General features: G+C 66.0%; 19 protein-coding genes. 9 read left to right on the forward strand and 10 right to left on the reverse strand.

The features are described 5' to 3' along the window. Positions 1-79: 79 nt before the first annotated feature. From ACV4UZ_RS05130 to ACV4UZ_RS05140, 3 genes are all read left to right on the forward strand, one after another. Positions 80-781 (forward strand): glutamine amidotransferase, encoded by a 702-nt coding sequence (locus ACV4UZ_RS05130; RefSeq protein ID WP_491599844.1) that lies wholly within the window; start codon positions 80-82, stop codon positions 779-781. Positions 782-862: 81 nt separating this feature from the next. After that, positions 863-1,978, forward strand: a complete 1,116-nt coding sequence (gene spbR / locus ACV4UZ_RS05135) for a SpbR family protein (RefSeq protein ID WP_491599845.1) — start codon at positions 863-865, stop codon at positions 1,976-1,978. Between the two features lie 15 nt (positions 1,979-1,993). Beyond that, positions 1,994-3,160 (forward strand): hypothetical protein, encoded by a 1,167-nt coding sequence (locus tag ACV4UZ_RS05140; RefSeq protein WP_491599846.1) that lies wholly within the window; start codon positions 1,994-1,996, stop codon positions 3,158-3,160. A 148-nt stretch (positions 3,161-3,308) separates the two neighbouring features. On the opposite strand, the gene ACV4UZ_RS05145 is transcribed toward ACV4UZ_RS05140, so the two are convergent. The 4 genes from ACV4UZ_RS05145 to ACV4UZ_RS05160 form a co-directional block, all read right to left on the reverse strand. After that, positions 3,309-4,223 (reverse strand): dienelactone hydrolase family protein, encoded by a 915-nt coding sequence (locus ACV4UZ_RS05145; protein ID WP_491599847.1) that lies wholly within the window; start codon positions 4,221-4,223, stop codon positions 3,309-3,311. Between the two features lie 2 nt (positions 4,224-4,225). Next, on the reverse strand, positions 4,226-5,923 hold the full coding sequence (locus tag ACV4UZ_RS05150) for a methyl-accepting chemotaxis protein (protein WP_491599848.1): 1,698 nt from the start codon (positions 5,921-5,923) through the stop codon (positions 4,226-4,228). 95 nt (positions 5,924-6,018) lie between these two features. After that, positions 6,019-6,489, reverse strand: coding sequence for a MaoC family dehydratase (locus ACV4UZ_RS05155; RefSeq protein WP_491599849.1), 471 nt, complete (start codon positions 6,487-6,489; stop codon positions 6,019-6,021). Between the two features lie 183 nt (positions 6,490-6,672). Then, positions 6,673-8,061 (reverse strand): class II 3-deoxy-7-phosphoheptulonate synthase, encoded by a 1,389-nt coding sequence (locus ACV4UZ_RS05160; protein WP_491599850.1) that lies wholly within the window; start codon positions 8,059-8,061, stop codon positions 6,673-6,675. 101 nt (positions 8,062-8,162) lie between these two features. Between ACV4UZ_RS05160 and ACV4UZ_RS05165 the strand changes: the two genes are divergently transcribed. Both ACV4UZ_RS05165 and ACV4UZ_RS05170 read left to right on the forward strand, forming a co-directional pair. Continuing rightward, the gene (locus ACV4UZ_RS05165) at positions 8,163-8,810 is read left to right on the forward strand and encodes a class I SAM-dependent methyltransferase (RefSeq protein ID WP_491599851.1); all 648 of its coding nucleotides are present in this window, start codon (positions 8,163-8,165) and stop codon (positions 8,808-8,810) included. 74 nt (positions 8,811-8,884) lie between these two features. Continuing rightward, entirely contained in the window at positions 8,885-9,634 is a 750-nt protein-coding gene (locus ACV4UZ_RS05170; RefSeq protein ID WP_491599852.1) for a DUF5131 family protein, read from the forward strand. Here the strand turns inward: ACV4UZ_RS05170 and tcmP (ACV4UZ_RS05175) are convergent. The 4 genes from tcmP (ACV4UZ_RS05175) to bluB form a co-directional block, all read right to left on the reverse strand. Then, positions 9,618-10,100: a three-Cys-motif partner protein TcmP gene (gene tcmP / locus ACV4UZ_RS05175; protein ID WP_491599853.1), complete on the reverse strand. Its 483-nt coding sequence runs from the start codon at positions 10,098-10,100 to the stop codon at positions 9,618-9,620. The genes ACV4UZ_RS05170 and tcmP (ACV4UZ_RS05175) overlap by 17 nt on opposite strands. Before the next feature lie 40 nt (positions 10,101-10,140). Next, a complete protein-coding gene (locus ACV4UZ_RS05180; protein WP_491598929.1) occupies positions 10,141-11,217 on the reverse strand; it encodes an IS5 family transposase in 1,077 nt (358 codons plus the stop codon). A gap of 33 nt (positions 11,218-11,250) precedes the next feature. Continuing rightward, positions 11,251-11,757, reverse strand: a complete 507-nt coding sequence (gene tcmP, locus ACV4UZ_RS05185; RefSeq protein ID WP_491599854.1) for a three-Cys-motif partner protein TcmP — start codon at positions 11,755-11,757, stop codon at positions 11,251-11,253. 157 nt (positions 11,758-11,914) lie between these two features. Beyond that, a complete protein-coding gene (gene bluB / locus ACV4UZ_RS05190; protein ID WP_491599855.1) occupies positions 11,915-12,658 on the reverse strand; it encodes a 5,6-dimethylbenzimidazole synthase in 744 nt (247 codons plus the stop codon). 62 nt (positions 12,659-12,720) lie between these two features. On the opposite strand from bluB, the gene ACV4UZ_RS05195 reads away from it, so the two are divergent. Further along, positions 12,721-13,281 (forward strand): gamma-glutamylcyclotransferase, encoded by a 561-nt coding sequence (locus tag ACV4UZ_RS05195; RefSeq protein WP_491599856.1) that lies wholly within the window; start codon positions 12,721-12,723, stop codon positions 13,279-13,281. A gap of 44 nt (positions 13,282-13,325) precedes the next feature. Here ACV4UZ_RS05195 and ACV4UZ_RS05200 read toward each other — a convergent pair whose 3' ends face one another. Further along, on the reverse strand, positions 13,326-13,505 hold the full coding sequence (locus ACV4UZ_RS05200; RefSeq protein ID WP_491599857.1) for a hypothetical protein: 180 nt from the start codon (positions 13,503-13,505) through the stop codon (positions 13,326-13,328). Between the two features lie 287 nt (positions 13,506-13,792). Here ACV4UZ_RS05200 and ACV4UZ_RS05205 point away from each other — a divergent pair, with 287 nt between their 5' ends. After that, positions 13,793-15,037: an ISL3 family transposase gene (locus tag ACV4UZ_RS05205; protein ID WP_491599533.1), complete on the forward strand. Its 1,245-nt coding sequence runs from the start codon at positions 13,793-13,795 to the stop codon at positions 15,035-15,037. An 873-nt stretch (positions 15,038-15,910) separates the two neighbouring features. Here the strand turns inward: ACV4UZ_RS05205 and ACV4UZ_RS05210 are convergent. After that, positions 15,911-16,645, reverse strand: coding sequence for a hypothetical protein (locus ACV4UZ_RS05210; RefSeq protein ID WP_491599858.1), 735 nt, complete (start codon positions 16,643-16,645; stop codon positions 15,911-15,913). Between the two features lie 181 nt (positions 16,646-16,826). Between ACV4UZ_RS05210 and ACV4UZ_RS05215 the strand changes: the two genes are divergently transcribed. Both ACV4UZ_RS05215 and ACV4UZ_RS05220 read left to right on the forward strand, forming a co-directional pair. After that, positions 16,827-17,972 (forward strand): DUF3095 domain-containing protein, encoded by a 1,146-nt coding sequence (locus tag ACV4UZ_RS05215; RefSeq protein WP_491599859.1) that lies wholly within the window; start codon positions 16,827-16,829, stop codon positions 17,970-17,972. A gap of 59 nt (positions 17,973-18,031) precedes the next feature. After that, the gene (locus ACV4UZ_RS05220) at positions 18,032-19,687 is read left to right on the forward strand and encodes an NAD+ synthase (RefSeq protein WP_491599860.1); all 1,656 of its coding nucleotides are present in this window, start codon (positions 18,032-18,034) and stop codon (positions 19,685-19,687) included.

Consider the following 19,687-nt stretch of genomic DNA (forward strand, 5'->3'; position numbering starts at 1 on the left):
ACGCAGCAGCCCCGGTCGGGTATGAAAGGGCTCCGGCCGGGGAGGGCCGGAAGCCGGCCCGGTCGCGGATGGGGGAAACATGAAGACCTGCGTCGCCATCCGCCATGTGGCGTTCGAGGATCTGGGCAGCTTCGAGGCGCCCATCGCGGCGGCGGGCCATTCCATCCGCTATGTGGAGGCCGGGCTCGACGATTTCGCCGCCCTGGACGATGGCGCCATCGACCTGCTGGTGATCCTGGGCGGCCCCATCGGCGCCTACGAGGACGACAATTATCCCTTTCTCGCCTCCGAGCTGGCGCTGATCGCCGCCCGCCTGCGGGCCGGACGGCCGACCATCGGCATCTGTCTCGGCGCGCAGCTGATGGCCCGCGCGCTGGGGGCGCGGGTCTATCCCAATGGCGGCGTGAAGGAGATCGGCTGGTCGGCGCTGGACCTCACCGAGGCCGGGCGTGCCTCGCCCCTGGCGGCCCTGGACGGCGTTCCGGTGCTGCACTGGCACGGCGACACCTTCGACCTGCCCGACGGCGCGGTCCTGCTGGCCTCGACGCCCATCACCCGCAACCAGGCCTTTTCCTGGGGCAAGGCGGCGCTGGGGCTGCAATTCCACGTGGAGGCCACCGGGGCGGGGCTGGAGCGCTGGTTCATCGGCCACGCTTGCGAGATCGGCGGGGCGCCGGGACTGACGGTTCCGGGCCTGCGCGCCGACACGAAGCGTTGCGCCGCGGGGCTGGAGGCGCGCGCCCCGCAGGTGCTGCGCCGGTTTTTGTCTGATATGATGTAAGTCACTTCCCGGGGGCTTCCCGCCTGTTCAGGGTGAGGGAAGCGTTGTATAGTCCGCCCAAAGGGGCAAGAGAACACAGCCGTGGACCAGAAGCTCAACGAAGACGACGTCAAGCGCCTGCTCTCCAATCCGACCGGGGACGTGCGCGCAGAAATCGCCGACAAGATCGCGTCTCAGCACCAGGGGTTGAGCGATGGCGAGCGCAAGCTCGCCGAGGACATCTTCCGGCTCATGGTCCGCGACGCGGAGGTCCGGGTGCGCGAGGCCCTGGCCCGCCAGCTCAAGGAAAATCCGACGGTCCCCCACGACGTGGCGCTGTCCCTGGCCCGCGACGTCGAGGACGTGTCGCTGCCCATGCTGCAGTTCTCGGACGTCTTGACCGACGAGGACCTGATCGAGATCGTCCGCAGCCAGAGCCCGGAAAAGCAGGTGGCGGTCGCCGGCCGCAGCCACGTTTCCGCCACCCTGGCCGATGCCCTGGTCGACACCGGCAACGAGGCGGCGGTGGCCACCCTGGTGTCCAACGAGGGCGCCGAGCTGACCGAGAACACGCTGACCCGGGTGGTCGACCGCTACGGCGAGTCCGAACGGGTGGGCACCGCCCTGGTGGAGCGCAAGGTGCTGCCCATCACGGTGGCCGAACGCCTGATGACCAAGGTGTCGGAGAATCTGCGCCAGCACCTGATGGCGCGGCCCGACCTCACCCCCGAGGCCGCCGCCGCCATGATGATCCAGGCCCGCGAACTGGCGGTCCTCGGCCTGTCCAATTCCGAGGGCGACGTGGCCCAGCTGGTGGGCCATCTCTACAATGTCGGCCGCCTCACCCCGTCCATCATCCTGCGTGCCGTGTGCATGGGCGACATGACCTTCTTCGAGGTGGCCATCGCCAAGCTGGCCAAGATCAAGGTGGAGAACTGCCGCACCCTGATTCACGACGCCGGCAAGCGCGGCTTCGAGGCGCTGTTCGAGAAGGCGGGCCTGCCCAAGGCCTTCTACGCCGCCATGCGCGCCGCCATCGACGTGTCCTACGAGATGGAATACGACGGCGGACCCAACGATCGCGAGCGTTTCTCCCGTCGCATGATCGAACGCATCCTGACGCAATACGGCGATCTCGGTGTCGATTTCGAGAACGACGACCTGGAGTACCTGCTGTCCAAGATGAATCAGCTGCCGGCCACCATGCTCGGCGACTGAGGAGAGGGGAAAATCATGTCCGGCAGCGCGAAGCCCGCGGCCAAGCCGCTCGACAAGGACGCGGCCAACCGCAAGGAAATCATCACCACCATCAAGGGGCCGGTGACCGCCCGGGTCACCCAGCTGATTCCCGCCCTGGCCGCCTTCCCCAATCCCTATGCCGCCGTGCTGGCCACGCCGGACCTGCTTTACGCCTGCATGCAGCTGGTCAAGACCAAGCGCGACCAGTTCCAGGACCTGCTGGTGGACAAGGACGGCAATCCGGTTACCACCGATACCGATCTGCTGCGCTGCGAGCGCTCGCTGGATCAGGTGATTTCCATGGTGGTGCGCTCGGGCGCCAAGGCATATGCGGAAAAGCGCTTCGGCACCGCCGACAAGCCCGCCGCCCAGGTGGCGGTCAAGAAGGAGCCCAAGACCCTGCTGGAGAAGATCCAGTCCCTGGTCTCGGGCAAGTGGGGCGACATGGAGGTTCCCAAGCCGTCTCCCACCCAGGCCGATCAGTTCTACGGCGCCATCAAGGATTACCTGGATTACGACTGGCAGGTGCCGCTGATCCCCTGCTTCGCCGAATTGCCGGTCAAGCTGATCCGCGAGATGGGCCGGGGCGTCACCACCCTGCGCACCCCCGAAGGCATCGCCGCCCTGGCCGACATCGGCCGCCATTCCATGGACTCGGCCAAGCGCATCCTGTCCGACGAGATGATGCGCGAGATGCTCGACACCCAGCCGCTGGCCGCCAAGGGCGTCGCCTTCCTGGGCAAGGACCGCTACGACTACCTGCACGGCACCGTCTACGACAAGATGGGCGAGAAGTTCTGGGAAATGTGCGTCGATTGCGACCGCCTGGAAGCCATGGAGGTTCAGAACGCCAAGGATCTGGAGCAGTTGGCCAGCCACCTGCACATCCTGTCGGGCGAGGCCATCAACCAGATCGTCCGTTTCCTCAACTACTCGCAGATTCCCATCTTCCTCGAGGTCGGCACGCAGAAGCTGGGCGAGTCGATCTTCGCCGAGATCTTCGGCGTTCCCGGCAACAAGAAGCTGATCAAGATCTTCTGCGAGAAGATCAAGCTGTGGAAGCTGGACCAGGAGGACCCCGACGCCGACCTGCGCGCCAAGCTGCCCGACGTGTTCGGGGCCTATCTGCGGGCGCCGGCGGATTTCGAACGGGGCCTGTAGCGCTCCCTACGCCGTCCTAGAACGGCGAGCGTCGAATATGAAGCGCGCTGTCATGCTGAGCACAGCGAAGCATCTTTCAGCCCGAGGCGGTTGCCGTGGATGCCTGAAAGGCCCTTCGCCTTGCTCAGGGTGACAATCCGTCTCTGATTTAACGCTCGATGCCGTAGCGCATGGCGGCGTCCAGGAAGGCGAACATCCGTGCCGCCGAATCCTCGGTGGTGTTCCGGTCGTAGCGGTAGACGACCTGATTGCCCCGGACATCGACCTTGGAAAAGCCGTTCAACTGGCGGCAATCCCAGCAATGGGTGGCGTCGGGGTAAAGGTGCCACTCCACCGGCGCCCCGGCCGCCTTGGCGGCTTCCAGGCGGGGTTGGCAATCCCTGGGCGGGGTCTCGGTGTCCTCTCCCCCCATCAGAACCAGCAGCGGGGTCGCCACGTCCGATCCGGCGATGTCGAAGGCCGAGGCGTTGCGCGGCCGGATGGTGAAGCAGCCGGGATACATGGAGACCACCGCCCGAAAGCCGTCACCGTCGCCCAGCGGCCCGGACCATGAGGGGCGGGACGCCAGCAGGCCGACCATGGCGCCCCACGACCAGCCGGCCAGCCCCACCCGCCTCGCATCCACATAGGGCAGGCTCCGCAGGTGGCGGGCGGCCTGGAAGGCGTCGCGCACTCCCCGGGCGAAGACCAGGCCGTTCTTGGGACCCATGCAGACCGTGTCCACGTTGCGCTGGTCCAGGGCATCGATCAGCAGCACCACGTAGCCCTTCTCGACGCCGCGCCGCGCCCAGTCCAGCATGGACGTGTTGGCCCGCTTGCTCTGGCCCAGGCCGCCGCACTGGTGGAACAGCACCAGGGCGGGGAAGGGGCCGGGGCCTTCCGGCTTGAACACCGCCATGCGGGGCGCCGCCGCCGGGTCCAGGGCCGAGGCCTCGGCGGGAAAGGTCAGGTCGGGCGCCTGGGCGGCGGCGCCGCGCAATTCGCCGGACGTCGGGATTTCATCCGCCCGGGCGGGCGCGGCCCAGGCCAGAAGCGCGATGAGGACGAGGACGCCTCCGACCATTGCTATCCCTCCGAACCGTTGTCCTTGCGCATGGAGGCCATGAACTGATGCACCTCGCGGTCCAGGGCCTGCGTCTCCGAGGTCAGGCGCCGGGCGATGCCCTGGACGGAATCGGCGCTGGTTCCCGCCGAGGCGGTGGCCGAGGCCAGATGTCCCAGAACGGAGGAGACCTCCTGGGTGCCGGCCGAGGCTTCCTGCACGTTGCGGGCGATCTCGGCGGTGGCGGCGCCCTGCTCCTCGACCGCCGCCGCGATGGCCCCGGCGATCTCGTTGATGCGGCCGATGGTGGCGGCGATGGAGGCGATGGCGTCCACCGCTTCCCTCGTGCGGGTCTGGACCGTGCCCACCTGATTGGAGATTTCCTCGGTGGCCTTGGCGGTCTGGGTGGCCAGATGCTTGACCTCGTTGGCCACCACGGCGAAGCCCTTGCCCGCCTCGCCGGCGCGGGCCGCCTCGATGGTGGCGTTCAAGGCCAGCAGGTTGGTCTGGGCGGCGATGTCGTTGATCAGGGTCACCACCTCGCCGATATGGCCGGCGGCCTCGGCCAGCCCCTTGACCAGGGCGTCGGTGCGCTGGGCCTCGGCCACCGCCCGGCCCGAGGTGTCGGAGGATTCGTGGACCTGGCGGGCGATCTCGTGGATGGAGGCGGACAATTGCTCGGCCGCCGCCGCCACGGTGGCGACGTTGCCGGAGGCCTGCTCGGCGGTGGCGGCGGCCGAGTTGGCCTTGTCCCCGGCCTCGCCCACCGCGCCCGAGACGATGTTGGCGGCGCTTTCCATCTCGCCCACCGCCTGGACCACCACGTCGGTGACCCGCTTGATGGAGGATTCGATGTCGTCGGCCAGTTGCAGCCGGGCCTGCTTGCGCTGGGCGCTGGCCGCCTTGTAGCTCTCCTGCTGGGCGGCGCGGGCCTGGGCGGCGCTGGCCGCCTCGTCGCGCAGCACGGCGATGGCGGCTACCAGGGTGCCGATCTCGTCGGTGCGGCCGGTGGTTTCCACCTGGGCGGAATAGTCCTGGCGGGCCAGGCGCTGGGCCACGTCGGCCAGATGCTTCAGCGGCGTGGCGATGTTGCGGGCCAGGGCGGTGACCAGGGCGAGGGCCGCCAGCACGACGCCCAGCGCGATGGCCGAAAACTCGATGGCGGTGGCGCGGAACTCGGAATCGATGTCGTCGATGTAGATGCCGGTGCCCACCGTCCAGCCCCAGGGCTGGAAGGGCAGGGTGTAGGAGAGCTTCGGCACGGGAACGTCCGAGCCCGCCTTGGGGAACTTGTAGTAGGTGGTGCCGCCGCCGGCCTGGGCGGCCTCGATCAGCTTGCGGATGAACGGCACGCCGTCGGCATCCTTGGCATCGATGAAGTTCTTGCCTTCCCGCTCCGGCCGGGGGGGAACCATCAGGGCGGTGCCGTCGCCGGTATAGATGAAGAAGTATTCCTCGCCCTGGTAGCGCAGATGGCGCAGGGTCTCGATGGCCTGGGCCTTGGCGGTGGCCTCGTCGAACTCGCCGGCCTTGGCGCGGTCGTGGAAGGATTTGATTGTGCCCCGCGCCACCTGGGTCAGGGCGGTGACCTTGCCGATGCGGTCGCTCAGCATGGAGTCCCGCAACTGGCTCAACGCCACCACCGACAGGATGGCGAATCCGACCAGCGCCAGGACGGCGGTGGACATCAGCTTGAGTTGAATTCCCGACCCCTTGGCCATGACAGCCTCCTCTCCCCAATCGGCTTATGCATGCCGTTGGTAAGAGAGAGTATTCCTCTCCGGGCCTCACTTCCAGTAATGAACCGTTACGCTATTCAGCCGGGATTGCGCCGGGCGATCATGTTGACCGCCCGCATGCTGAGGACGATTTCGTTCTTCTGGTTCAAGACCTCGATGAACGACGTCACCACGCCCCGGTCGGGCTTGGACCGGGAGGGAACGGCGTCCTGAACGGTGACCCGCACCGACAGCGTGTCGCCGGGCCGCACCGGGCGCACCCAGCGCAGCTCGTCCACCCCGGGCGAGGCCAGGCTGGCGCATTTGGTCAGGTAGTGCTCGGCATAGAGCCGCATCATCAGGCCGCAGGTCTGCCAGCCGCTGGCGATCAGGCCGCCGAAGACGGTGTCCCTGGCCGCCACCGGGTCGGTGTGGAAGTCCTGGGGGTCGTAGCGTTTGGCAAACGCGATGACCTCGTCCTCCTCCACCGTGATGGCGCCGAATTCGTGCACGGCGCCGGGCACGTAATCCTCGAACCAGCGGTCGGTGATGGGGGAGGCGAAGGTCATGGGATATCCCGATACGCTGAGTTGGCCAAAAGAAGCGCAGCGATCACGCTTCTCCGTCATACCCGGACTTGTGCCGGGTATCCACGCCTGTCTGCCGGTTGCGCCGCTTCATGCGCCATTCCGGTGGATCCGCGTGGATGGCCGGGACAAGCCCGGCCATGACGAAAGAGAAGGAGGAAGGTCTCAGCCCTTGCGCTTGGCCTGCGCCTTGGCGCGCAGCAGGGCGCGTTCGTCCTTCAGCTGCTCGGCGATCAGGAAGGCCAGTTCGAGGGACTGGGTGGCGTTGAGCCGGGGGTCGCAGGCGGTCTGGTAGCGGTCGCCCAGATCCTCCTCGGCCACGCCGGTCATGCCGCCCAGGCACTCGGTGACGTCCTGGCCGGTCATCTCGAAATGGACGCCGCCGGCATGGCTGCCCTCGGCCTTGTGGACGGCGAAGAAGGCGCGCACCTCGGCCAGGATGGCGTCGAAGGGACGGGTCTTGTAGCCGCCGGCCGCCTTGATGGTGTTGGCGTGCATGGGGTCGCACGACCACACCACCTTGCGGCCCTCGCGCTCCACCGCGCGGATCAGGCCGGGCAGCACCTGCTCGACCTTCTCGGCGCCCATGCGGGTGATCACCGTGATGCGCCCCGCCTCGTTCTCGGGGTTGAGGCGGTCGATCAGGCGCAGCAGGTCGTCGGCGCTCATGCCCGGTCCGGCCTTGAAGCCCAGCGGGTTCTGCACGCCGCGCAGGAACTCCACGTGGCCGGCGTCCAGCTGGCGGGTGCGTTCGCCGATCCACAGCATGTGGGCGGAGCAGTCGTACCAGTCGCCGGTGGTGGAATCGATGCGGGTCAGCGCCTGCTCATAGGGCATCAGCAGGGCTTCGTGGCTGGTGAAGAAGTCGGTCTCGCGCAGCTGCGGCGTGGTCTCGCTGGTCATGCCGCAGGCCTCCATGAAGGCCAGGGTCTCGTCCAGACGGTCGCACAAATCCTGGTAGCGGGCGGCCTGCAGGGTGCCGGCGACGCAGCCCAGCGTCCACTGGTGCACCTTGTGCAGGTCGGCGTAGCCGCCCTGGGCGAAGGCGCGCAGCAGGTTCAGCGTGGCGGCCGACTGGTTGTAGGCGCGGATCATGCGCTCGGGGTCGGGGACGCGCGCTTCGGCGGTGAACTCGCTGCCGTTGACGTTGTCGCCGCGATAGCTGGGCAGCGTCACGCCGTCGATGGTCTCGGTGTCGGCCGAGCGGGGCTTGGCGAACTGGCCGGCCATGCGGCCCACCTTGACCACCGGCATGGCGGCGCCATAGGTCAGCACCACCGCCATCTGCAGCAGCACCCGGAAGGTGTCGCGGATGTTGTTGGCGTGGAACTCGGCGAAGCTTTCGGCGCAGTCGCCGCCCTGCAGCAGGAAGGCCTTGCCGTCGGCCACGTCGGCCAGCGACGCCTTCAGGCGCCGCGCCTCGCCCGCGAAGACCAGCGGCGGAAAGTTGCGCAAGCGCTCCTCGACCTCGGCCAGCTTGTCGGCGTCGGGATAGGTGGGGACCTGATGGATCGGCTTCGCGCGCCAGCTTTCCGGCGACCAATTCTCGGACATGGGACTTCGATCTCCTGGCGTTCCGCGCCTCGCGAAACGGAAAGGGGTTCTCTATACGACGCTCCCGGCTATATTTCCAGCCCGGACGACGGGATACGGCCATGAAAAATCCGAGGATCGAAATGAGCGACGCCGCCACCCACTGGCAGAATGTCTGGACCACCAGGCAGCCGGAAGAGGTCTCCTGGCACCAGGAGGATCCGGCTGTGTCGCTCGCCATGATCCGGGCGGCCGGCTTGCGCAAGGACGCGGCCATCATCGACGTGGGCGGCGGGGCCTCGGTGCTGGTGGACCGCCTGCTGGAGCTGGGCTACGTGCACGTGGCGGTGCTCGACATCGCCGGGGCGGCCTTGCAGATCGCGGCGGAGCGCCTGGGGCCGCTGGGCGACGACGTCACCTGGATCGAATCCGGCGTGCTGGACTGGCGGCCGGTGCCGGGGCTGTTCGATCTTTGGCACGACCGCGCCGTGCTGCATTTCCTCACCGACGCGGGCGATCAGGCCCGCTATGTGGAGGTGATGAAGGCGGCACTGGGTCCCGAGGCCACGGTGATCCTCGCCACCTTCTCCCCCGACGGGCCGGAAAAGTGCTCGGGCCTGCCCGTGTGCCGCCATGATTCCGCCAGCCTCGCCGCCCTGCTGGGGCCGGACTTCCGGCTGGTGGAGGAGATCCGCCAGGACCATATGACGCCGGGCGGCAAGGCGCAGAAGTTCCAATGGGCGAGGTTCGTCAGGGTATGTGAATGTTAACCAGTTGGAAGGGGGATTGGCCGTAGATTCATGATTCAACTATTTTTTGAGTCCCGTGGCGGCGGGAGAGGCATGTGAGCACGAATTCAAAAATCGAATGGACCGAGCAAACCTGGAACCCGACGACCGGGTGCACCAAGATCTCTCCTGGCTGCAAGCATTGTTACGCGGAGGTGATGGCGCGTCGTCTGCATGCCATGGGGGCTCCTGGCTATGATTGCGGATTCAATCTGGCGCTTCATCCTGGGCGGATAGACCAGCCAATGAACCGTCGTAAGCCGACGGTCTATTTCGTGAATTCCATGAGCGACTTATTCCATCACGACATTCCAGATTCATTTCTGGATAGCGTGTTCGCTACGATCGACCAGACCCCTCAGCATACATATCAGATTTTAACCAAGCGGGCTGAGCGTTTGCCTGAATACTTCGCCTCTCGCAAATGCCCGCCAAACGTCTGGTTGGGCGTTTCTGTCGAGGATCGCTCCTATGGCGTGCCACGCATCGACCATTTACGGCAAGTGGAAGCAAAAATCAGATTTTTGTCTGTCGAGCCGCTGCTGGAAGATCTTGGGACAGTCGATCTTACAGGCATTCACTGGGTGATCGTTGGGGGGGAATCAGGACACAACGCCCGGCCGATGGAAGAGGCCTGGGTCGAAAACATCAAACGACAGGCGGACAAGGCCAACGTCGCCTTCTTTTTCAAGCAATGGGGGGGCTGGGGCGCTGATGGTGTGAGGCGACACAAGAAGGCTAATGGCCGTGAATTCAAGGGGCGGACCTGGAACGCTTATCCCGAGTTCATCAGTCCTGCGCTTTGATAATGTCATTTGCAATCTTCATCGCAAGTCCGAATGCTTTTGGACTGGGATTCGATGCCGCAAAATATAATGCGAAGAGTGGAGCGCCCGTTGATTGATATAGAATTTTTGGTGTAGATATGGCTGCGAATAGCCTGCCCAGACGCTTCGAGACATAGCTGAGCATATCTTTGTGGCTTGCTGCTCTCGTCTCTCCAGCATCCCCAAGGAGTGACATTTGTTTTGCTGGTTCATAGAATATAGACCTCCACTCGTCTGTGCCTAGGCACCGAGTGATGGCGGCTTCTTTCTTTGGGTCGAGTTTGTCGGCGTTCCTTGCTGCCTGACGGTATAATGCAGAGTATGGAAAAAGGTACCAGACGTCGATAGCTGGACGCCTCCGGAAACTCGATTTCTGACGTTCAGAGACGGTCGGCGTGGGCGCGTTCCGGCCTGGCCGTGATCTGAAGAGGAACTTTTGGTCCAATTCTGAGGTTGAATTGCCTCGGCATTCCCCTTCCTTGGGGTCATGCGGCGGCCGTTTTCTCCAGCCAGCACCACCGTTTCATATTGTAGGCAATATTGACCAGGGTGATCGTCGCCTCGGCCCTGGCCTTGCCGATGGTTCGGATGAAAAGCCCCATGCGGTCCTTCTGCTCGGCAAAGACGTGCTCGACGCGGGCGCGGATTTTGGATTTGACCGCATTGGCTCTCGCCGTGGCCTTGGCCATTGGTTTGCCTCTCGGCTTCTTGCGGTGGATGTGGCTGACGCGGCCATGGTCGGCCAGGAAATCGTCGTTGGCCTGGGAGCGGTAGGCGGTATCGGCCCACACCGGTGAGGCGGTATTGTTCGGATCGATCAGCCCCTCCCGCAGTCGGGCACCGTCCGCCGCCGCCGCGTCGGTCACAATGCAGCGGCGGATGATGCCGTGCAGGCGGTCGATGGAGATATGGCTCTTGTAGCCGAAGACCGGAATGGCGATGTCGATCTGCGGCTTGCCATCCGCCGTCGGCTTAGCCTTGGCGAATTTCACCGTCCAGCGGGCATCTCGATCCTTTTGCCGCAGCTTGGCCGGCTTGTCCGTCCACGCCTCGGGGATCTGACCGGCCTTGATCGCCTCCTTCTCGCCATCGCTGTTGCGCTGCTTGGGCGCCGCTACCAGGGTGGCGTCGATGATCTGGCCGCCCATGGCCAAATAGCCGGCAGCGGAAATCGCCTGGTCGAGCGTGTTGAACAGCCGGTCCAGCGCCTTGGTCTTGATCAGCGCCTCGCGGAAATCCCACAGCGTGTTGGCGTCGGGCACCGCGTCTCCGGGGCGCAGGCCGCAGAACCGCAGCCAGGTCAGGCGATCCCGCACCTGAAACGCCGTCTGCTGCAACGACAGGCCATACAGCCCTTGCAGGACCAGCATCTTGAATTTTAGCACCACGTCGAACCCGGGCCGGCCGCCCTTCGACGGATCGGAGCGCCGAACCGCCTTGGTCAGCGCCGGGCGAAATTGCTCGAAGCGAACCGTCCGCTCCAGTTGCTCCAGCGGATCGCCTTCCGCCGACAGAGCCTCAAGGCTGTGCTCGAAATCCCAGAAACCGGCTTGCCCCTTCATCTCGACCTCCCGGTGATCCCAGGGAGAATCGAATCACAAAACCGTCAGAACCGCCAGTTTCCGGAGGCGTCCAGCTTTGGTCTTTGAAATTGCCTCAAGCGTTGACCATTCTAGATTGAGGCCATATGGGTCAAGAAATAAAACGGCTCTGGTGTTTTTCCAGTCAAATTTTCCGCAAAGCTCTTTTAATGATATGTTTGCATCTCCTTGAATTGTGTCTATGCGCGTATTTTTGTATTGAGATGATAGTGATTGAAGTGCGGATGATTTTTTAGCTGATAATTCAATAAAGCAGCATTGATCAAATGGTGGCGAGGTTTGGAGCGCTATTCGCGCTGATCCGTCAATTGATTCTAAGTCGCCGTCAATTTTTACATCACATCGCCCTGTCCCAGCGAAGGCATCTATATAGACTAATTTAAAATTTTGTTTGCTAAGCGCTCTCGTAAAAGCGGAAAGGTATTTTTCTAAGACAGACAGCTTTAAAAGTGTCCATACTCCTCCGAAATTATGGCGGCCATCTTCAGTGCTTTCATCCATCAGAGAGTATCTCCGTCCATCAGTCGCGATGGCGCCAGAACGTTCGGGGGCGCATCACTGAAAGAGTATTGCTCATCCGCAACTCCGGCAACCAAAAAGATAGTCAATCTCTATAAAAATCTCCTTTCCGATCTTGCGGTGCCCAGGGAACTATGAATTAAATTGTACCGCTCTCGGCCCGCGCCTGCGCTTTGGCCAGTTCCTCGCCCAGGGCCTCGTCCCTTGGACCTTCCCAGCGGTCCAGGGTGACCAGGTCGGCCAGCTTCAGGCGTTCGCGCCAGCCCCGGGTCTCCAGCTCGGGCTGGGCGAAGAAGTGGCTGACGCGCCCCAGGCAGAGATAGGCCACCGGCACCACGCGCTCGGGGATGCCCAGAATCTCCTTCAGCGCCGGTTCCGAGATGATGGAGACCCAGCCCAGTCCCAGGCCCTCGGCGCGGGCGGCCAGCCACAGGTTTTCCACGGCGCAGACGGTGGAGTAGAGGTCCATGGTGGGAATGTGGGTGCGGCCCAGCACCACCGGGCCGACCCGGTCGCGGTCGCAGGTGACGCAGATGTTGAGCGGCGAGTCCAGGATGCCTTCCAGCTTGAGCGAGCGGTAGGTGGCGCGCGCCTCGCCCTCGAACATGCCGGCCGCCTCGTCGTTGGCCCTGGCGAAGGCGGCCTTGATGCGGCCCCGGATTTCGGGCGAGCGCACCAGGATGAAGCTCCACGGCTGCATGAAGCCCACCGAGGGGGCGTAATGGGCGGCGGTCAGCACCCGGGCCAGCACCTCGTCGGGGATGGGATCGGGCAGGAACTGGCCGCGCACGTCGCGCCGGGACAGCAGCACCCGGTAAAGTCCCTGCCGGTCGGCCTCGCTCAGTGTGTCGTCGCCCTGGATGGCGGCGGCCCGATCTGTCATTCTTCGCTCCCTTTCCTCGCCCCGGCAGGGGCGGGGGCTCACTGTAGCGCCACTGTTCTTCCATGACCAAGGATTGCGATCTCTGGGTATTCGGCTACGGCTCGCTGATGTGGCGGCCGGGATTCGATGCCGATGAAACCTGCCGGGCCCGCCTGGACGGCTGGCACCGGGATTTCTGCGTCTATTCCCGCCACTGGCGCGGCACCCCGGAACGGCCCGGCCTGGTGCTGGGCCTGGACGAGGGCGGCTCGTGCCGGGGGATGGCCTTTCGGGTGGCGCAAGCGCGGGCGGCGGACGTGATCGACTACCTCAATGAACGCGAACTGGTCGGATACGCCTATGTGGCACGCTATCTGCCGGTGATCTGTGACGATGGTCGCGTGGTCGAGGCCTATACCTTCGTGGCCGACACCACCCATCACCACTACGCCGGGCAGCTGCCGCTGGAGCGGGCGGCGGCCATCATCATGGATGCCGAGGGCCAGGGCGGGCTGAACCGCGACTATCTGATCAACACCATCCGCCAGCTGGAAGGCGACGGCTTCGCCGAGGCCGAGCTGCACGCCCTGCTGGTCGAGGTGGAGCGCCAGACCGGCATCATCGAGGCCGGCGCGGGCATCTGAGGCGCGGTTCCGGGTATGCGGGCGTCCCGCCCGCATTTGCCGTCCTAGCGGCAGTAGCGCCGGTCCTCGGACTGCACCACGTCGCCCAGGTCGAGGTTGATGCGGAAGGCGCGGCAGGGGCTTGCGTCGCGGGGAAGCTGGCGGACGGTGCCGGCCAGGGTGCCGTGGCGCCACTGCACCGGACGGTCGGGATTGTCCCAGGCCACCTCCAAGGCGCTCTTCACCGCCCATTCGGCCCTGACCGGAATGAAGGCGGGAAAGGCCTCTTCGACGTTGGAAGTGGAATTGCGCCGGTTCCGGCGTGAGCGCCCTGCCTACCTGTAGCTGAATATCCCCTTGTTCGATTAATCCGCTGACCATCCCCTCGTCCCGACCTGCCGTCTGGCAGGCCATCGAGCGGAGCGGTGGTCAGGGATGGCCGCAGGCCACCGCGTCAGCGGCGTGGGACGCGTCCTTGACCGGCGTGAGCACGATGGCACTCTGCGGTGGTCTGGGAGGAGAGGAGATCGACGTGGACGCCAATACGATCATGGCTTTGGGGCTGGGCGTTTCCCCGCCGTGGAAACTGGTCGAGCAGCGACTGGACACGACGGTTCATCCGCACGTGCTGCACCTGGAGATTGCGGTCGATCGCGGCACCATGTTTGCCTGTCCCCAGTGTGGCCGAGCCTGCAAGGCGCACGACTTCGCGGAGTTCACCTGGCGGCACCTCAACTTCTTCCAGCACCATTGCCACATCACCGCCAAGGTGCCGCGCACCGACTGTCCGGAGCATGGTGTGCTTCGGATCGGCGTGCCGTGGGCGAGAGAAGGCAGTCAGTTCACTCTGCTGTTCGAGCAGGTGGCGCTGGTTCTGGTCCGCGAGATGCCGGTGCTGGCGGCGGCTCGCATCATCGAGGTCACTGACAACCGTCTATGGCGGATCGTTCATCATTATGTCCGCAAGGCGGTGGAGCGCCTCGACCTGTCCAAGCTCGCCGCCGTCGGCCTTGATGAAACCGCCGCCAAGCGCGGCCATACCTATGTCACCGTGTTCATCGATCTCGACCGCAAGGACAAGCCGGTGGTCTTCGTCACCCCCGGCCGGGGCAAGGAGACCGTCACCCGGTTCAAGGCGTTCATGATGGACCATGGCGGCCAGCCGGGCCGCGTCGTCGAGGTGGTCTGCGACATGAGCCCCGCCTTCATCGCCGCCATCGGGGAAACCTTCCCCAACGCCGCCGTCACCGTGGACTGGTTCCATGTGGTCCAGTTGTTCACCAAGGCCCTCGACGAGGTCCGACGCGCCGAAGCCAGGAGCAACAAGCTGCCCAAGGCGCTGCGCTGGGCCATCCTGAAGAAGGCCGACGGCAAGATGACCGAGGCACAGGCAGAGGCTCTGGCCGAACTGGAAGCCTCCGACCTGTTGACCGCCATCGCATGGCGGCTCAAGGAGAAACTCCGCTGGGTGCGCAAGGCCGACACCGTCCAGGCTGCCCGCTGGCGGATCACCAACTTTCTGCGCCATGCACTCGAGGTGATCGGCGACAACACCATCCTCGATCCCGTCCGCAAGGCGTTGGGAACCGTCGAGCACCACCGCCAACGCATCCTCGAACGCTGGACATCAACCCACAGCAACGCCCGACTGGAGGGCTTCAACGGCCTCTTCCAGGCGGCACGCGCTCGCGCCAGGGGCTACCGCAATACCACAACCTTCGCGACCATGATCTACCTGATCGCCGCCCCACTCGGGGATCTCTTCAAATCCATTTGAGGCGTCGAAGAACCCGGGAAAGGCGAAGACGGCGCGGCCGTCCTGAATTCTCTTCTCCTGGCCCCGGGGCAGGCTGGGGTCCGAGCCGACCCGGTCGGAGATCAGGGCGAGGATCAGGGCGGCGGCAAGGCCGGCGGCGACCAGCGCGCCGCCCTGCCGCAGAAGCGCGGCGCGCCCAGGCGCGGCCGGCTCGGTCAAGGCCGCCAGGGCCGTCTTCATCTCGAGGCGCAGGTCATCGGTCAGGGGCGTCGCGGCGGGGCGGTCCAGCATGGCGCGCCCCACCCATTCGCCCAGGCGGCCGAGATCGGCGTTGATCAGGACCCGGCGCTCGGCCGAGGCCAAGTCGATGCCCGGCGTGTAGCTGGGCGTGGTGTCGGGCAGGATGTGCAGCAATCCCCGTCCGAACTGATCTGTCCGGTGGCGGTGGCCGGACGGCAGCATGGTCAGCAGGCGGCGTTCGACGATGTCGGCGGCACGCTGCAGGCCGTCGGCGGGGAAGGCGCCGATGAAATAACCGTCATCGCCGCGATGGGTCCAGATCACCCCGGCCGCCGGCGGGGCTAGGACGTCGAGAATGCCGGGGGTGACGGCGATGTGGACGAGACCCGGGGGGCCCAGCACGACGAAATCGGGCGACGGCTCGCCGGCAGGGGGCGCGAAGGCGAACACCGTGTGGTCGTCGGGCAACTGGTCGCGCAGCGCCGCCCAGACCAGCCGCTTGGCCTCCAGGCGGCGTCCGCTGAAAACGGCATCTGTCCTTGGAACCATGATCGCCACGGCGACACGCTTCTCCCCTAGTGCGGGCGGAGAATGCATAAACAATCATGAGAAGAAAAGATGTTATTTTGCCACCCCTGAAGGGCGGCACATGGGTCAGGTCATGGGGCGTTCAAGGTGCAGGATGAAGCGGCAAAGCGCCTCGTGGGCGGTGTCGCCCCACCGGTTCCTGATCCCGGCGGGATCGGCGTGGGCCCGGCCCCCCAGATCGGCGAACAGGGCGCGCATCAGGGCGGCGAAGGCGCGTTCGTCCATGCGCCAGCGTTCATCGTCCGCGCCGCTTCCGGCCGGGCTCAGGCGGGAATTGACCAGATCCATGAACCAGGCGCGGCGCTTCCTGAAATCGGTGAAGGACTGGGCGACGACCATCAGGACGTCGTCGATCAGCCGGCCGGCATCGGCATCGGCGTGCACGGCGCGCCAGTCGTGATGGCCCCGGGCCGTCCTGTGCCGCTCCAGGATGGCGGCGGAGCGGTGGCGGCACTGCTCGAACAGGGTGGGGCCGATCATCTTGTCGATGGCCATGTGGAAACCCGGGATCATCCGCCGCGACAAGATGCCCTCGCCGCCGTCGTCGCCGCTTCGGGGCGGGAACAGATGGGCGAAGCGGCGCATCAGGATGCGTTCGAAGGGCTGGTCGCGCTCGCCCTCCCAGCGCAGAGCCTCGCGCTCGCTGGTGCAATCGTCCCAGGCCCGCTGGTAATAGGCCTTGAAGCGCGGCTGCTCCGCCTCGACGAAGCGCTGGGCCAGGGCACGGATCTGGGCGGCGGTCAGGCTGCCCCCCGCCTTGGCCGCCTCCACCTCGAGGCGGGTGGCGAAGTGGCCGACCATGGTGGAGCCGACCGTCCGGCAGCATCGCGGACCGGAACTGGCCGGTGGGCTCGGGGGCGGGGGCGGCGGGCGGGTGACCATGGCCCAACCATAGCGCGCCCGGCCAGGACAGTGAACCCGCTCTCGCACTTCCGCCGGCAAGGTGCTCAAATGGACCCCTGATCCCGGGAGTGGCGGCGCCATGTTCGAAATGCTCAAATCCATGACCCGCGTGACCAACGTCTTCGAGGACGATTACTACCGGCCGGCGCCCCCCGACTGGCTGGCGGTGTCCACCGACGTCCAGGGCTCGACCGAGGCGGTGGAGGCGGGGCGGCAGAAGACGGTGAACTTCGTCGGCGCCTCGGCCATCGCGGCGCTGCGCAATCTCTGCGCGCCCGCCGACCTGCCCTTCCAGTTCGGCGGCGACGGCGCCATGGCCCTGGTGCCGCCCTCTCATGCGGACAAGGCCCTGGTGGAGCTGGCCCGCGCCCGCGGCTTCGCCAAGCGCGAGTTCGGCCTGTCGCTCAGGGTGGGCGCCGCCCCGGTGGCGGCCATCAGCCGGGCCGGCGGCACGGTGCTGGTGGGGCGTTACGAGCCCTCGCCCGGCAATCCGTTCGGCATGTTCGCCGGCGGCGGCATGGACATGCTGGAACTGGCGGTCAAGGAGCGCGGCGACGCCGGTCTGGCCCGTTCGTGCCGGGTTCCCGAGGATCTGGACGATGGCGAGCCCCCCGACCTCACCGGCCTGTCGTGCCGCTGGGAGCCCCTGGTCTCGCAGCGCGGCGCCGTGGTCGCCCTGCTGGTGGTGGGCGACAGGGACCATTGCCGCCTCTACCGCGACCTGTGCCGGCTGTCCGACAGCGTCGAGACCGGTCTGCGGGTCGCCTCGCCGGCAAATCTCGATCCCGGCTGGCCGGGCGAGGGAACCATGATCGAGGCCCGGCTGGGCCGTGGCCGGGGAGGCGTGTGGCGCCGCTGGCTGGAGGTGGCGGCCCAGACCACGCTGGTCAAGCTGATGTATGTCTTCGGGTTTTCCCTGGGCGGCTTCGACCCGGTGCGCTACCGCGAGGAGACGGCCACCAACACCGCCTTCGTCAAGCACGACGACACCCTGGCGGTGGTGTTCGACTGCCCGTCGGAGCGGGTGGCGGACCTGCGGGCCTATCTGGAGGAACGCGAGGCGGCGGGGGATTTGCGCTTCGGCTTCCATGTTTCCGATCGGGCGCTGATGACCTGCCTGGTGGGCAACGCCGCCGAGGGGCGCCACGTCCACTTCATGGATGGCGGCGACGGCGGCTATACCGTGGCGGCGAAACGGTTGAAGGCGGCGGCAGCGGCGCGTTGACAGGGCCGAATCCGCTCCCTAGTGTGCCTATATATTGTTCACCAGGGCCGAATCGCCTCATGTCCGATACCTTGTCCATTGCCCTTGCCCAGATCAATCCCGTGGTCGGCGACATCGCCGGCAATATGGCGCTGATCCGCGCCGCCCGCGCCAAGGGCGCCGAGTTGGGGGCCGATCTGGTGGTGTTCGGCGAACTGACCATCTGCGGCTATCCGCCCGAGGATCTGGTGCTGAAGGGCGCCTTCCTGGATGCCTGCGAGGCGGCGGTGAACGCGCTGGCCGCCGAGACGGAAATCGGCCCGGCGATGCTGATCGGCGCGCCCTGGCGGGTCAAGGACAAGCTTCATAACGCCGCTCTGCTGCTCGACCACGGGCGCATCGCCGCCACCAGGCTGAAGCATCACCTGCCCAATTACGGCGTGTTCGACGAGATCCGGGTGTTCCAGCCCGGCCCGGCCCCCGGCCCGGTATCGTTCCGGGGCGTGCGCCTGGGCGTCATGATCTGCGAGGACATGTGGTACCAGGACGTGGCCGAGACCCTGGGCGAAAGCGGCGCCGAGATCCTGGTGGTGCCCAACGGCTCGCCCTTCGAGATGGACAAGCCCACCAAACGCCTGGACCACGCCCGCGCCCGGGTCGAGGAAACCGGCCTGCCCCTGGTCTACGTCAATCAGGTGGGCGGCCAGGACGAACTGGTGTTCGACGGCGCCTCCTTCGTGCTGGACGGCGACGGCAAGACCGCCGCCTCTCTCGCCCCCTGGCAGAGCGAGGTGGCGCTCACCAGATGGACGCGCGAGCCCAGCGGCTGGCGCTGCGAGGGGCCCAAGGCCCCGCCCGCCTCCCGCCTGGAGGGCGTCTATCAGGCGCTGGTCACCGGCCTGCGCGACTATGTGGGTAAGAACCGCTTTCCCGGCGTGGTGCTGGGCCTGTCGGGCGGCATCGACAGCGCCATCTGCGCGGCCATCGCCGCCGACGCGCTGGGCTCCGACAAGGTGTGGTGCGTGATGATGCCCTCGCCCTACACTTCCGCCGAAAGCCTGGAGGACGCCGCCGAATGCGCCCGTCTGCTGGGGGTGCGTCTCGATACCGTCAATATCGGCCCGGCCATGGGGGCCTTCGACCAGATGCTGGCGCCGCTGTTCGCCGGCAAGAACTCCGACATCACCGAGGAGAACCTGCAGTCGCGCTCGCGCGGGCTGACGCTGATGGGCATCTCCAACAAGTTCGGCCCCATGGTGCTGTCCACCGGCAACAAGAGCGAGATGTCCTGCGGCTACGCCACCCTTTACGGCGACATGTGCGGCGGCTACGCGGTGTTGAAGGACGTCTACAAGACCACGGTGTTCGCGCTGTCGTCCTGGCGCAACCTCCATCGCCCGCCGGGCTGCCTGGGACCTTCGGGCCGTGTCATGCCCGACCGCGTCATCACCAAGCCGCCCTCGGCCGAGCTCAAGCCCGACCAGAAGGACCAGGACACCCTGCCGCCCTATGACGAGCTGGATGCCATGCTGGAAGCCATGATCGAGGAGGAGAAGAGCGTCGCCGAGATCACGGCCGCCGGCTTCGACGAGGCGGTGGTCAGGCGGGTCTGGCGCATGCTCGACCGCGCCGAATACAAGCGCCGCCAGGCCCCGCCCGGCGTCAAGATCTCGTCCCGCTCGTTCGGCAAGGACCGCCGCTATCCCATCACCAACGCCTTCACGTCGCTGATATGA

The organism is Paramagnetospirillum sp. (assembly GCF_058402745.1).

Coding starts and splice junctions, on each gene's coding strand:
- ACV4UZ_RS05130 (WP_491599844.1), top strand. CDS start 80: ATGAAGACCTGCGTCGCCATCCGCCATGTGGCGTTCGAGGATCTGGGC.
- ACV4UZ_RS05140 (WP_491599846.1), top strand. CDS start 1,994: ATGTCCGGCAGCGCGAAGCCCGCGGCCAAGCCGCTCGACAAGGACGCG.
- ACV4UZ_RS05145 (WP_491599847.1), bottom strand. CDS start 4,223: ATGGTCGGAGGCGTCCTCGTCCTCATCGCGCTTCTGGCCTGGGCCGCG.
- ACV4UZ_RS05150 (WP_491599848.1), bottom strand. CDS start 5,923: ATGGCCAAGGGGTCGGGAATTCAACTCAAGCTGATGTCCACCGCCGTC.
- ACV4UZ_RS05155 (WP_491599849.1), bottom strand. CDS start 6,489: ATGACCTTCGCCTCCCCCATCACCGACCGCTGGTTCGAGGATTACGTG.
- ACV4UZ_RS05160 (WP_491599850.1), bottom strand. CDS start 8,061: ATGTCCGAGAATTGGTCGCCGGAAAGCTGGCGCGCGAAGCCGATCCAT.
- ACV4UZ_RS05165 (WP_491599851.1), top strand. CDS start 8,163: ATGAAAAATCCGAGGATCGAAATGAGCGACGCCGCCACCCACTGGCAG.
- ACV4UZ_RS05180 (WP_491598929.1), bottom strand. CDS start 11,217: ATGAAGGGGCAAGCCGGTTTCTGGGATTTCGAGCACAGCCTTGAGGCT.
- tcmP (WP_491599854.1), bottom strand. CDS start 11,757: ATGGATGAAAGCACTGAAGATGGCCGCCATAATTTCGGAGGAGTATGG.
- bluB (WP_491599855.1), bottom strand. CDS start 12,658: ATGACAGATCGGGCCGCCGCCATCCAGGGCGACGACACACTGAGCGAG.
- ACV4UZ_RS05195 (WP_491599856.1), top strand. CDS start 12,721: ATGACCAAGGATTGCGATCTCTGGGTATTCGGCTACGGCTCGCTGATG.
- ACV4UZ_RS05210 (WP_491599858.1), bottom strand. CDS start 16,645: ATGGTCGGCCACTTCGCCACCCGCCTCGAGGTGGAGGCGGCCAAGGCG.
- ACV4UZ_RS05215 (WP_491599859.1), top strand. CDS start 16,827: ATGTTCGAAATGCTCAAATCCATGACCCGCGTGACCAACGTCTTCGAG.
- ACV4UZ_RS05220 (WP_491599860.1), top strand. CDS start 18,032: ATGTCCGATACCTTGTCCATTGCCCTTGCCCAGATCAATCCCGTGGTC.